General features: G+C 62.5%; 12 protein-coding genes. 7 read left to right on the top strand and 5 right to left on the bottom strand.

Going from position 1 to position 11,948, the window contains the following annotated elements; all coding sequences use genetic code 11:
• Nucleotides 1-21 precede the first annotated feature (21 nt).
• Nucleotides 22-1,389: an L-serine ammonia-lyase gene (locus ACJ8PN_RS03785; protein WP_166729759.1), complete on the top strand. Its 1,368-nt coding sequence runs from the start codon at nt 22-24 to the stop codon at nt 1,387-1,389.
• 54 nt (nt 1,390-1,443) lie between these two features.
• Here the strand turns inward: ACJ8PN_RS03785 and ACJ8PN_RS03780 are convergent, their stop codons facing one another.
• Nucleotides 1,444-2,649, bottom strand: a complete 1,206-nt coding sequence (locus tag ACJ8PN_RS03780) for a serine hydrolase (RefSeq protein ID WP_015377270.1) — start codon at nt 2,647-2,649, stop codon at nt 1,444-1,446.
• Nucleotides 2,650-3,116: 467 nt separating this feature from the next.
• Here ACJ8PN_RS03780 and ACJ8PN_RS03775 point away from each other — a divergent pair, with 467 nt between their 5' ends.
• Together ACJ8PN_RS03775 and ACJ8PN_RS03770 are read left to right on the top strand one after the other, a co-directional pair.
• Nucleotides 3,117-4,484, top strand: coding sequence for a cystathionine beta-synthase (locus ACJ8PN_RS03775; protein ID WP_351106614.1), 1,368 nt, complete (start codon nt 3,117-3,119; stop codon nt 4,482-4,484).
• 12 nt (nt 4,485-4,496) lie between these two features.
• Nucleotides 4,497-5,642: a trans-sulfuration enzyme family protein gene (locus ACJ8PN_RS03770; RefSeq protein ID WP_004938751.1), complete on the top strand. Its 1,146-nt coding sequence runs from the start codon at nt 4,497-4,499 to the stop codon at nt 5,640-5,642.
• Between the two features lie 59 nt (nt 5,643-5,701).
• Here the strand turns inward: ACJ8PN_RS03770 and ACJ8PN_RS03765 are convergent, their stop codons facing one another.
• Both ACJ8PN_RS03765 and ACJ8PN_RS03760 read right to left on the bottom strand, forming a co-directional pair.
• The gene (locus ACJ8PN_RS03765) at nt 5,702-6,724 is read right to left on the bottom strand and encodes an isopenicillin N synthase family dioxygenase (protein ID WP_021504376.1); all 1,023 of its coding nucleotides are present in this window, start codon (nt 6,722-6,724) and stop codon (nt 5,702-5,704) included.
• Complete coding sequence (locus tag ACJ8PN_RS03760) at nt 6,669-6,905, bottom strand: hypothetical protein (RefSeq protein WP_171453092.1); 237 nt, start codon at nt 6,903-6,905, stop codon at nt 6,669-6,671. Before ACJ8PN_RS03760 ends, ACJ8PN_RS03765 begins: the two co-directional genes overlap by 56 nt.
• A gap of 107 nt (nt 6,906-7,012) precedes the next feature.
• On the opposite strand from ACJ8PN_RS03760, the gene ACJ8PN_RS03755 reads away from it, so the two are divergent.
• On the top strand, nt 7,013-7,669 hold the full coding sequence (locus tag ACJ8PN_RS03755; RefSeq protein WP_004938759.1) for an HAD family hydrolase: 657 nt from the start codon (nt 7,013-7,015) through the stop codon (nt 7,667-7,669).
• Between the two features lie 89 nt (nt 7,670-7,758).
• Nucleotides 7,759-8,379, top strand: coding sequence for a glutathione S-transferase family protein (locus tag ACJ8PN_RS03750; RefSeq protein ID WP_351106609.1), 621 nt, complete (start codon nt 7,759-7,761; stop codon nt 8,377-8,379).
• 13 nt (nt 8,380-8,392) lie between these two features.
• Here the strand turns inward: ACJ8PN_RS03750 and ACJ8PN_RS03745 are convergent, their stop codons facing one another.
• Nucleotides 8,393-9,493, bottom strand: coding sequence for a PQQ-dependent sugar dehydrogenase (locus ACJ8PN_RS03745; protein ID WP_351106605.1), 1,101 nt, complete (start codon nt 9,491-9,493; stop codon nt 8,393-8,395).
• A 131-nt stretch (nt 9,494-9,624) separates the two neighbouring features.
• On the opposite strand from ACJ8PN_RS03745, the gene ACJ8PN_RS03740 reads away from it, so the two are divergent.
• Both ACJ8PN_RS03740 and ACJ8PN_RS03735 read left to right on the top strand, forming a co-directional pair.
• Nucleotides 9,625-10,044, top strand: coding sequence for a GNAT family N-acetyltransferase (locus ACJ8PN_RS03740; RefSeq protein WP_016928392.1), 420 nt, complete (start codon nt 9,625-9,627; stop codon nt 10,042-10,044).
• 11 nt (nt 10,045-10,055) lie between these two features.
• On the top strand, nt 10,056-11,039 hold the full coding sequence (locus tag ACJ8PN_RS03735; protein ID WP_015377262.1) for a magnesium and cobalt transport protein CorA: 984 nt from the start codon (nt 10,056-10,058) through the stop codon (nt 11,037-11,039).
• Nucleotides 11,040-11,113: 74 nt separating this feature from the next.
• Here the strand turns inward: ACJ8PN_RS03735 and ACJ8PN_RS03730 are convergent, their stop codons facing one another.
• Nucleotides 11,114-11,923 carry a nitrilase family protein gene (locus ACJ8PN_RS03730; protein ID WP_351106602.1) on the bottom strand — a complete coding sequence of 270 codons (810 nt, stop codon included), beginning with the start codon at nt 11,921-11,923 and terminating at the stop codon, nt 11,114-11,116.
• Nucleotides 11,924-11,948 lie beyond the last annotated feature (25 nt).

Below are 11,948 nucleotides of genomic sequence, written 5' to 3'. Positions count from 1 at the left end.
CCTGAAGAAGGAGGCGAGACCATGGTCAGCGTTTTCGATATTTTCAAAATTGGCATCGGCCCATCCAGCTCCCACACCGTTGGCCCGATGAAGGCTGGCAAACAGTTCATTGACGATCTGATCGCCCACCAGCAGTTGCAAGACACCACCCGCGTGGTGGTCGACGTCTACGGTTCGCTGTCGTTGACCGGTAAAGGCCACCACACCGATATCGCCATCATCATGGGCCTGGCCGGCAACCTGCCGCACGATGTGGACATCGACAGCATTCCAGGCTTTATCCGCGACGTCGAACAACGCGGCCGCCTGCCGCTGGCCAACGGCCATCACGAGGTGGATTTCCCGCTGCACGGCGGCATGAACTTCCACAGCGACAACCTGCCGCTGCACGAAAACGGCATGCGCATCCGCGCCTTCGCCGGTGAGCGCCTGCTGCACAGCAAAACCTATTACTCGATCGGCGGCGGTTTCATCGTCGACGAAGAGCACTTCGGCCAGTCCGCCGAGGGCGCAACGCCGGTGCCCTACCCGTTCAAATCGGCGCACGATCTGCAGCAGCATTGCAAAGAGACCGGGCTGTCGTTGTCCGGCCTGGTGATGCAGAACGAACTGGCGCTGCGCAGCAAAGCGGATATCGACGCGCACTTCGCCGACGTCTGGCAGGTGATGAGCGCCGGTATCGAACGCGGCATCAACACCGAAGGCTTGCTGCCCGGCCCGATGAAAGTGCCGCGCCGCGCCGCCGCGCTGCGCCGCATTCTGGTGACCGGCGACAAGAACAATATCGACCCGATGAACGTGGTCGATTGGATCAACATGTTCGCGCTGGCGGTTAACGAAGAGAACGCCGCCGGTGGCCGCGTGGTCACCGCACCGACCAACGGCGCCTGCGGCATCATCCCTGCGGTGCTGGCCTACTACGACAAGTTCATCCGCCCGGTGAACGCCAACTCCTACACCCGCTATTTCCTGGCGTCCGGGGTGATTGGCGCGCTGTACAAGATGAACGCCTCGATCTCCGGCGCCGAAGTGGGCTGTCAGGGGGAAGTGGGCGTCGCCTGTTCGATGGCGGCGGCCGGGTTGACCGAGCTGCTGGGCGGCAGCCCGGCGCAGGTGTGCATCGCGGCAGAGATCGCCATGGAGCACCATTTGGGGCTGACCTGCGATCCGCTCGCCGGCCAGGTACAGGTGCCCTGCATCGAGCGCAACGCCATTTCCGCCGTCAAGGCAGTCAATGCCGCGCGCATGGCGATGCGCCGCACCAGCGAGCCGCGGGTTTGTCTGGATAAGGTGATCGAAACCATGTACGAAACCGGCAAAGACATGAACGCCAAATACCGCGAAACCTCACAGGGCGGGCTGGCGATCAAGGTCGTGGCCTGTAACTGATAAATCAAGGGCGCCGAATGGCGCCCTTGTCATTTTATGAGGCTCAAAGGCTATTCAGCCGAAGATCCCGCCGAACCACTGGCTCAGCTTCATCATCACCATATCCCAGATGCGGCTGAAGAAGTTGCCCTCTTTCACCTCTTGCATCGCCACCAGCGGGTGCTGCTCGATGGTTTTGCCGTCCAGCTGGAAATCGATGGTGCCGACCACCTGGTTTTTCGCCAGCGGCGCTTCCAGCGTCGGTTGGGTCAGCTTGTAGCTGGCCTTCAGGTTTTTCATCTGCCCTTTCGGAATGGTGACCGAGGCGTCTTTCGCCACGCCGAGCGGCACTTCGCTGACGTCGCCGAACCATACTTTCTGGGTGACGAACGGCTTATCGGCCTTGATCGGCGTCGCGGTTTCATAGAAGCGGAAGCCCCAGGTCAGCAGCTTTTCGCTTTCGCTAAAGCGCACGCGATCGCTCGGCGCGCCTAAAACCACCGAGATCAGACGCATCGGGCCGTCGGTGGCGGACGCCACCAGATTGTGGCCGGCGCCGCTGGTGTAACCGGTCTTGATGCCGTCGACGTTCAGGTTGCTGCTCCACAGCAGACGGTTGCGGTTAATCTGGCGGATTTTGTTAAAGGTGAACTCTTTCTCTTTATGCAGCGCGTATTCGTCCGGCACGTCGCGGATCAACGCCTGGCTCAGCAGCGCCATGTCGCGCGCGGTGCTGTACTGCCCTTCCGCATCCAGACCATGCACCGTCAGGAAGTGGGTATTCTGCAGGCCGAGGGATTTGGCGTAGTTGTTCATCAGGCCGACGAACGAATCCTGGCTGCCCGCCACGTAGTCCGCCAGCGCGATGCTAGCGTCGTTGCCGGACTGGATCACGATGCCCTTATTCAGTTCCAGCACCGGCACCTGATCGCCCGGCTTGATGAACATCAGCGAAGAGCCGCGCAGCGCCGGGTTACCGGGCGCCCAGGCGTCTTTGCCGACGGTGACCATGTCTTCCGGCTTGATCTTGCCGGCCTTGATCGCCTGGCCGATCACGTAGCTGGACATGATCTTGGTCAGGCTGGCGGGATCGAGACGCGTATCGGCATTGCCTTCGGTCAGCACCTTACCGCTGTTGTAATCCATCAGAATGAAGGCCTTGGCGTCTACCTGCGGCGGCGCCGGCGGCTCGGCCGCGTGCACGGCCGGGGCGGCCAGCAACAGGATGCCTACGCTGAAGGTCAGTTTTTTCAGGGAAGTGGATAAGTTTTTTTTCATCATGACGTCGCCAGAGTGTCCATTCAAAACCATTGAAATAGCGTTAACTTTCAAACATGTTCACGTTTTAAGCCAACCAGCGAGAGTGGCCCGGTGCGCGCGTGCCGGCCGCAACCCCCTGCGGCGCCCGTAATGGGTAACGCAACGCACCGAAAATGCCCTTGCTGTGAGTTTATGTGATTTATCTTATTTTTGCAGGGTTTAGCGTGAATTTTCAGCATTTTTACATAACTGTACGCAGGCACGCACTTATCGTTCAAAAAAGCATCGTGACGCGCATTTTCGCATCTACCCACGGCTACACGGCCAAGCATCTGCACCGCTAAACATCCGCGCATCCATACGTCCAAAAAAGATTAATATATTCCATAATGGCATATAGAACCGCTATTTGTTCTTTTTAAAGCGCTTATCCTCAGCGCTATCATCCGCACAACGACTTTTATACCGAATAATCCTGGAGATGAGTCATGGCGATCCCCCATTCCGTCATCGAGATGATTGGCAATACCCCGATGCTGGAACTGACCCAGTTTGATACCGGCCCATGCCGGCTGTTCGTCAAGCTGGAGAACCAAAATCCCGGCGGTTCGATCAAAGACCGCGTGGCGCTGTCGATGATCGAACAGGCCGAGCGCGACGGCAAACTGCAGCCGGGTGGCACCATCATCGAAGCCACCGCCGGCAATACCGGCCTGGGGTTAGCGCTGGTGGCGGCGCTGAAAGGCTATAAGCTGCTGCTGGTGGTGCCGGACAAGATGAGCCGCGAGAAGATCTTCCACCTGCGCGCGCTGGGGGTGGAAGTGCTGCTGACCCGTTCGGACGTCGGCAAAGGGCATCCGGCTTACTACCAGGATTACGCCAAACGCCTGGCGGAAGAGATCCCTGGCGCTTTTTATATCGACCAGTTCAATAATCCGGCCAACCCGGCGGCTCATACCACCACCACGGCGCCCGAACTGTGGCGGCAGATGGAGCATGACGTGGACGCTATCGTGGTCGGCGTCGGTTCCGGCGGCACGCTGGGCGGGCTGAGCCGCTATTTCGCCGAGGTTTCGCCGCAGACGGAATTCGTGCTGGCCGACCCTGCCGGCTCTATCCTGGCGGACTATCTCGACCACGGCCAAATCGGCGAAGCGGGCAGTTGGCTGGTGGAAGGCATCGGCGAAGACTTCGTCCCGCCGCTCAGCGACTTTGACCAGGTACGCCACGCTTACCGCATCGGCGATGAAGAAGCCTTCACCACCGCGCGCGAGCTGCTGCGCAAGGAAGGCGTGCTGGCGGGCTCCTCCACCGGCACCCTGCTGGCCGCCGCCCTGCGTTACTGCCGCGCGCAAACCGAACCCAAGCGGGTAGTGACCTTCGTCTGCGACAGCGGCAACAAATACCTGTCTAAAATGTATAACGACCACTGGATGCTGGAGCAGGGCCTGCTGAGCAAGCCACAGCACGGCGATCTGCGCGATCTGATCGCCTACCGCCACGACGAGGGCGCCGCCGTTTCCGCCGCGCCGGACGACACGTTGGCGATCGTGCACGCCCGCATGCGGCTGTACGACATCTCGCAGCTACCGGTGCTGGAAGGCGATCGGGTGGTCGGTCTGATCGATGAGTGGGATCTGCTGAACGCCGTCCAGGCCGACGCCGCCCACTTCAGCCTGACGGCCGGCAGCGCGATGACCAAACAGGTTCATACGCTGCAAAAGGAAGCCGGCTACGAGGAATTACAGGCCACCTTCAACCATGGCCACGTCGCGGTGGTGCTCGACGGCGAGCGCTTCCTCGGCCTGATTACCCGCACAGACGTGCTTAACGCCTGGCGCCAAAAATTACGTTAATAAGGACCCATTATGGCCAAGTTTGATACGTTGACCGTTCACGCCGGTTACACCCCGGACGCGACCGGCGCAGTGATGCCGGCGATTTACGCCACCTCCACCTACGCCCAACCGGCGCCGGGCGAACATACCGGCTATGAATACTCCCGCAGCGCCAACCCGACGCGCACCGCGCTGGAAAGCGCCATCGCCGAACTGGAAGGCGGCAGCCGCGGTTACGCCTTCGCCTCCGGCCTGGCGGCCTGCTCCACGGTGCTGGAGCTGCTCGATAAAGACAGCCACCTGATCGCGGTGGACGACCTGTACGGCGGCACCTATCGCCTGCTGGAAAAAGTGCGCAGCCGCACCGCCGGCCTGCGCGTCACCTACGTGGCACCGGCGGATCTCGCCGGGCTGGAACAGGCGATCGAGCCGGACACCAAAATGATCTGGGTGGAAACGCCGACCAACCCGCTGCTTAAGCTGGCGGATCTGAGCGCCATCGCCGCGATCGCCAAAAAGCACCGGCTCATCAGCGTGGCGGACAACACCTTCGCCTCGCCGTATCTGCAACGCCCGCTGGATCTGGGCTTTGACGTGGTGGTGCACTCCGCCACCAAATACCTCAACGGCCACTCCGACGTGGTGGCCGGCGTCGCGGCGGTGGGCGATAACCCAGCGCTGGCGGAACAGCTCGGTTTCCTGCAAAACGCGGTCGGCGGCATTCTCGATCCGTTCAGCAGCTTCCTGACGCTGCGCGGCATCCGCACCCTGGCGCTGCGCATGCAGCGCCACAGCGACAGCGCGCTGCGCATCGCCCAGTGGCTGGAGAGCCAGCCGCAGGTGGAAAACGTCTACTATCCCGGCCTGCCGAGCCACCCGCAGCACGAGCTGGCGGCGCGCCAGATGACGCGCTTCGGCGGCATGATCTCGGTACGGCTGAAAGGCGACGACGCCTATGCGCGCCGGGTCATCCAGCGTTCGCGCCTGTTCACCCTGGCGGAAAGCCTGGGCGGCGTGGAAAGCCTGATCAGCCAGCCGTTCAGCATGACGCACGCCTCCATTCCGCTGGAACAGCGCCTGGCAACCGGCATCACGCCGCAGCTGGTGCGCCTGTCGGTGGGGATTGAGGATGTGGAAGATCTGATCGCCGATCTGCAGCAGGCGCTGGCGGAATAATCGCCGCATCAGCGCACGATCAGCCCGGCCGACGCGCCGGGCTTTTTTACGCCCGGCGTTCAGAGGCCGATGACGTCCTGATAAAAACGGTGTGCCACATCGGGGTGAGAGCGGATGCGGCCTTTCAGGTAGTTATACCCCACGTCGCGCAGCAGCGGATTGAGCGGATCGCTGGCCGGGCCGCGCGCCTGCGCCGCCAGCTGCGGCGGCAGTTGATACAGCGGCACCACCGCGTCCAGACGCGCGCCGAGGAAGAACGCGATCGATAATCTGTCACTCCCCGCCGGCGGCGTTTCCACCCGGTGCACCGTGGCGCGCAGATAGCCGTTGGTCGCCAGCTCCAGCAGCTCGCCGATGTTCACTACGAAGGTATCTTCACGCGGCTGCGCGTCTATCCATTGCCCCTCGCTGACCTCCACCTGCAGCCCTTTTTGCGCGTCCTGCAGCAGGAAACTGAGAAAGCCGGAGTCCTTGTGCGCACCGACGCCCTGTGCGCTGGCGGTGGCGTCCCGCCCCGGGTAGCGGATCAGTTTGATGTGCTCGTTGGGCTTCTCGCCGTATAAGCGATCGAAAGCCTGCTCCGGCAGCGAAAGTGCCAACGCGAAAGCGCGCAGCAGCCGCAGCGACATGGCGGTCATCGCCTGTTGCCACTCCAGCAGCAGCGGTTTCAGCGCCGGCAGCGCCGCCGGCCACTGGTTTGGCCCCTGCAGACGCGCCCAGCGCGGCGTGTCGTCAGCCAGCGTCAGCGCCGGGCGTTCGGCGCCGATATCGAACTGCTCGCGCCAGTCAGGCTGCCCGCGCGTGAGTTCCGCCGCCGCACGGTTGTAACCGCGAAAGTGCGGCGAATGCACCATCTGCACTGCCAGCTTGTCGGCTTCCGGCAGGGCGAAAAATTGCCGCGCGGCGTGCTGCAGCCGCGCATTCAGCGCGCCGTCCACGCCGTGACCGCGCAGATAGAAGAAACCGACGTCGCGCGCCGCCGCGCGCAAATCGTCAAGAAAAGCGCGCCGCCGGCGCGCATCACCGTCAAGCTGCGAAAGATCCAGCAACGGCAACGTCTTCAGCGTCGTCAGGTGCGTCATCATGCGGTTCCTCTTCTTCCCCGATTACGATCGGGCTGCCGTACAGGCGAATAATCAACATTGACCCTCCCCAGCGGGTGGCTGCATTTGCCCCATAGTTACCACCGCGCTCGCCGGAGCGGCCAATATTGTTGCGTTCTAAGTTATGCAAACGTTCAACAAACTGTCGCAAAACCGTCATCAATGTTTCTTATGCTCTGCGCAATTTCGCCGACGCCGCTGGCTGGCGACGTGCGCTATCCGCTATCCTGTAAACGACCTCATACCCTGCCTGCCGGAGAAATACTGATGGATTTAGCCTTATTCGACCTGGATGAAACCCTGATTGACGATGACAGCGCCAGCCTGTGGATCCGCTGGCTGGTCGGCCAGGGGTTCGCGCCGGCGGAGCTGGAACTGCAGGAGCAGCAGCTGATGCAGCTCTATTATCAGGGCAAGCTGTCGATGGAGGACTATATGCAGGCTACGCTGGCGCCGCTGACCGGCCTGAGCGTGCAAACCGTGGCCGGCTGGGTGCAGCGTTATATCCGGCGCGACATCCTGCCGCGCGTCTACCCCGCCGCCCGTGAACGCCTGCAGTGGCACCGCGAGCGCGGCGACTGCATTCTGGTGATCTCCGCCACCGGCGAACACCTGGTGGCGCCGATCGCCGAACAGCTCGGCGCCGACGATGCGCTGGCGATCGGCGTGGAAATCAGCGACGGCCGCTTCACCGGCAACACCTACGGCACCATGACCTATCAACAGGGCAAGGTGATCCGCCTGCAGCATTGGCTGGCGCAGCACCCGCACCTGAAGTTCGAGCACAGCCACGGCTACAGCGACTCTCTCAACGACAAGGCGATGCTGCAATTCGTCGACAGCGCCACGGTGATCAACCCCGACAGCGAACTGAGCGCGCTGGCGGCGGAGCACGGCTGGGAAGTGTGCCGCTGGGAACGTTGAACGGCAGACAAAAAATGCCCTGCGGTGTGACAAAAAGCGCATTGTGGCGTAGGTATTAAGGGTCTTTAATCCGCTAACGGAGTTATCCCATGCTGACCATTTGGGGTCGTGAGAATTCGAACAACGTCAGGAAGGTGCTGTGGTGCGCCGCCGAACTGGGGCTGAGCTATACCCACATCAACGCCGGCGGGGCGTTTGGCAAGGTCAACGAAGAGAGTTACCGCGCGCTGAACCCGAACGGCCTGGTGCCGTTACTGCAGGACGATGACTTCGTGCTGTGGGAGTCCAACACCATCGTGCGCTACCTGGCGGCGAAATTCGGCGACGCGACGTTCTATCCGCAAGGTCTGCAGGCGCGCGCCGCCGCCGAGAAATGGATGGACTGGACCACCTCGACCATCGTTCCGGCCTTCACCATCGTCTTTTGGGGCCTGATCCGCACCGCGCCGGAGTTGCGCGACATGGCGAAAATCGAAGCGGCGATCGCCACGCTGGAAAAACACTTCGACGTCATTGAACAGACGTTGGCGCACCAGCCTTACCTCTCCGGCGACGCGTTCGGCTTCGGCGATATCCCGCTCGGCAGCTTCGCCTACGCCTGGTTCGAAATGCCGATCGCCCGCCGCCCGCGGCCGAACATGGAGCGCTGGTATCAGCAACTGCGCGCTCGCCCGGCCTACCAGCGCGGCGTGATGAGCGCGCTCACCTGACGCGTGCGGGGCGTTACGACGCCCCGACCTTCAGCAGCTTGCCGTCCCGTTCGTCCGTCAGCAGATACAGGTAGCCGTCCGGCCCGCTGCGCACCTCGCGAATGCGTTCGCCGCGATCGCCCAGCAATCGCTCTTCCGCCACCACTTTGTCCCCCTCCAGCGTCAGGCGAATCAGTGCCTTTTGCGCCAGTGCGCCGATGAACAGCGAATGCCGCCAGGCGGGGAAACGCTGCCCGTCATAAAACGCCATGCCGCTGAGGCCGGGCGAAACCCGCCAATAGTGCAGCGGCTGTTCGGTGCCGGGCACCCGTTCCCCTTTGGCCTCCGGTATCGGTTGGCCGGAATAGTTGATGCCGTAGGTGGCCAGCGGCCAGCCGTAGTTTTTACCCGGCAACGGGATATTGAGCTCATCGCCGCCGCGCGGACCGTGCTCATGTTCCCAGATCGCGCCGCTCCACGGGTTCAGCGCCAACCCTTGCGGATTGCGGTGGCCGTAGGACCAAACCTCCGGGCGTTTACCTGCCTGGCCGACCCAGGGGTTGTCCGGCGGTACCGCGCCCTCGGCGGTCAGCCGCACCAGCTTGCCCTGCAGCTTGTCGGTCTCCTGCGCCGTCGGCCGCTGGTTGTTTTCGCCCAGCGCGATAAACAGGTAGCCCTGCCGATCGAACGCCAGCTTGCCGCCAAAGTGATTGCCGACCGACAGCTTGGGCTGCTGACGGAAGATCACCTTAAAGTTTTCCAGCCGCGCGCCATCGTCGCTCAGGCGGCCATAGCCGACCGCCGTACCGGCTTTGCCGCCCTCGCCCGGTTCGGCGAAGCTGAGATATACCCGGCGACTGGCGCTGAAGTCGGGGGCCGGCAACACCTCCAGCAGGCCGCCCTGCCCCTCGGCGTAGACCTGCGGCACGCCGGCGATCGGCGGCGACAGGCCCTTGCCCTGCAGCCACAGCCGCAGCCGGCCGGGCCGTTCAGTGATAAGCAGGCCTTGTTCCGCCGGCAAGAAGGCCAGCGACCATGGGTGTTCCAGGCCGTCCTGCAATTGGCTGACCGTCGGCGCGGCGTGAAGCAGGCCGCTGCACAGCAGCAAACCGGCCAGCAGAGTCAATCGGGGCATGGCGTCCTCCTGAAGATGAAATGACCCGTTTAGTGTAGCCCAGCCCGTCGCAATGGGTGTTTACATTACATTTCAACGGGTTGCCTTTTAGCCGCAGTGTGCTTAAGTTAATCCATAACCCAGGAGGAAAAATGGACATTACCGTTACCGACGCGATTGACGAACATACCCTCGATGCGATCAGGCAAGGCCTGCGCGCTTACAACCTGCCGCATATCGACGCCAGCCACCGCAAGCCGCTCAGCGTCTATGCGCGCGACGAGGCCGGCACGGTGATCGGCGGGCTGACCGCCGAAACCTGGGGCAACTGGCTGAGCGTCGAGTGGCTGTGGGTGGCGGATACCCAGCGCGGCAGCGGCCTCGGCGGCCGGCTGATGCGCGCCGCCGAGCATGAGGCGCAGGCACGCGGCTGCCGCTACGCCCGTCTCGACACCTTCAGCTTCCAGGCGCGACCGTTCTACGAAAAGCTCGGCTATCAGCTGCAAATGACGCTGAAAGAGTATCCGGTGGAACATGAGTGCTATTTTCTTACCAAAACCCTGACTGATTGATGGATGGACAGATGGACAGCAAAAGCATGGTGGTGAACTGTGTGGCGTACAAAGCCGGCCAACGGCTGGGCGAAGTGACCATCGACGATATCAGCGAGGTGGTCAAACAACCGGACACCTTCGTCTGGCTGGGGTTGCGGCAGCCGGAACCGGCGTTTATGCGCAAGGTGCAGGAGGAGTTCGGCCTGCACGATTTGGCGATCGAAGACGCGCTGTGTGCGCACCAGCGGCCGAAGCTGGAGACCTACGGCGACTCACTGTTCATCGTGGTGAAAACCGCGCAGTGGGGCGAGCACGACGAAATCGAATACGGCGAAACCCACTTCTTCGTCGGCAAAAACTTTCTGGTGACGGTGCGCCACGGCGCCTCACCCAGCTACGCGCCGATCCGCGCCAAGGCGGAAGAGAACCACAAGCAGATGTGCCGCGGGCCGGGCTTCGCCCTCTATTCGGTGTTGGACTTCGTGGTGGATAACTACCGCAGCGTGGTAACGCGCTTCGAGAGCACCATCGAGAACATCGAAGCCAACATGTTTCAGTCGGAGTTCGATCAGGCGGCGATCGAGAACGTCTATACTCTGCGCCGCCACCTGCTGGCGCTGCGCAACGCCGCGCTGCCGATGGATGAAATCTGCAACCAGCTGATCCGTCTGCACGAAGAAGTGATCCCGAAAGAGCTGCGCGCCTACGTGCGCGACGTGCAGGATCACGCGCATCAGGTGGTCAGCAACATCGACGACATGCGCGAAATGCTGACCAACGCCATGCACGTCAATCTGGCGCTGGTGACGGTCAAACAGAACGAAGTGGTGAAACGGCTGGCGGGTTGGGGGGCGATTTTGGCTATCCCGACGGTGATCTTCAGCCTGTACGGGATGAACTTCGCCGACATGCCGGAGTTGAAATTCCCGTGGGCCTATCACGCCACGCTGGGGGCGACCGCCGTCGGCTGTATTTTCCTGTATCAGAAGCTGAAGAAATCAGGCTGGCTGTAAGCGCCAAAACGGCGGATTTTCCCGCCGGAGAAACGATCGGCGGGGCAGCCGGATCCGCCGACTGCCCCGCCGCTTCAATACAGCATCGGCCGCCGATCGCGATGCACGTGATTGTAGCGGCCGATGCGCTTGTCATCAGCCGTACTGATATCCATTTCCGCCAGCACCATGCCTTCGCCTGTCAGGCTCTGCGTCAACGGATAGCCATCGGCATCGACGATCACCGAACCGCCGATCCACGCAACGCCGCGCTCCGTTTCACAGCGATCGCACACCGCGATGAACAGCCGATTGACGGCGGCGTTGGCCTGCGCCTTCACCATCTCCGCCGGCCGTTCGCCCTGCGGGCGCGGTGCCTGCGGCCAGTTGACCGGCGCGCACAGCAGCTGAGCGCCGGCCAGCGCCGGCAGCCGCACCCATTCGGGGAATTCAAGATCGTAGCAGATCATCACCGCCAACCGGCCAAAGCGGGTCTCGACGACCGGCGGCGGCCGATCGCCGGGGGTAAAGATCGTGCTCTCCTCATGCCACAGGTGGGCCTTGCGATAAATCGCCCTCACGCCCTGCGCATCGATCAATGCCGCGCTGTTGGCCACTCCGCCATCGGGCAGCCGCTCGCAGAAACCGGCGACGATCGCCACATCCAACTCACGCGCCAGGGCCACCCACAGGCTTAGGCTAGGCCCGTCTTCGGTCTCGGCCAACGCCCACGCCTCCGCCTTATCGCGCAACACATAGCCGCTGTTCACCAACTCCGGCAACACAATGACGTTGGCGCCGCGCTGCGCCGCATGACGGATCGCCTGAGCGGACTGCGCCCGATTATGCTCTGCCTCCCCTACCCGCAGCGCTAACTGGCAGCATGCGACGCTGATCTTACCCATGACTCACCTTCTCCTTACCCTTACC

The sequence above is a fragment of the Serratia sp. CY76391 genome, from assembly GCF_052166695.1.
Classification (GTDB): domain Bacteria; phylum Pseudomonadota; class Gammaproteobacteria; order Enterobacterales; family Enterobacteriaceae; genus Serratia; species Serratia nematodiphila.
This window is presented reverse-complemented; position numbering and strand designations above follow the sequence as displayed.

What these genes read in the sequence shown, in the direction of transcription:
- ACJ8PN_RS03785 (WP_166729759.1), top strand. Translation starts at nt 22, where the DNA reads ATGGTCAGCGTTTTCGATATTTTCAAAATTGGCATCGGCCCATCCAGC.
- ACJ8PN_RS03780 (WP_015377270.1), bottom strand. Translation starts at nt 2,649, where the DNA reads ATGATGAAAAAAAACTTATCCACTTCCCTGAAAAAACTGACCTTCAGC.
- ACJ8PN_RS03775 (WP_351106614.1), top strand. Translation starts at nt 3,117, where the DNA reads ATGGCGATCCCCCATTCCGTCATCGAGATGATTGGCAATACCCCGATG.
- ACJ8PN_RS03770 (WP_004938751.1), top strand. Translation starts at nt 4,497, where the DNA reads ATGGCCAAGTTTGATACGTTGACCGTTCACGCCGGTTACACCCCGGAC.
- ACJ8PN_RS03765 (WP_021504376.1), bottom strand. Translation starts at nt 6,724, where the DNA reads ATGACGCACCTGACGACGCTGAAGACGTTGCCGTTGCTGGATCTTTCG.
- ACJ8PN_RS03760 (WP_171453092.1), bottom strand. Translation starts at nt 6,905, where the DNA reads ATGACGGTTTTGCGACAGTTTGTTGAACGTTTGCATAACTTAGAACGC.
- ACJ8PN_RS03755 (WP_004938759.1), top strand. Translation starts at nt 7,013, where the DNA reads ATGGATTTAGCCTTATTCGACCTGGATGAAACCCTGATTGACGATGAC.
- ACJ8PN_RS03750 (WP_351106609.1), top strand. Translation starts at nt 7,759, where the DNA reads ATGCTGACCATTTGGGGTCGTGAGAATTCGAACAACGTCAGGAAGGTG.
- ACJ8PN_RS03745 (WP_351106605.1), bottom strand. Translation starts at nt 9,493, where the DNA reads ATGCCCCGATTGACTCTGCTGGCCGGTTTGCTGCTGTGCAGCGGCCTG.
- ACJ8PN_RS03740 (WP_016928392.1), top strand. Translation starts at nt 9,625, where the DNA reads ATGGACATTACCGTTACCGACGCGATTGACGAACATACCCTCGATGCG.
- ACJ8PN_RS03735 (WP_015377262.1), top strand. Translation starts at nt 10,056, where the DNA reads ATGGACAGCAAAAGCATGGTGGTGAACTGTGTGGCGTACAAAGCCGGC.
- ACJ8PN_RS03730 (WP_351106602.1), bottom strand. Translation starts at nt 11,923, where the DNA reads ATGGGTAAGATCAGCGTCGCATGCTGCCAGTTAGCGCTGCGGGTAGGG.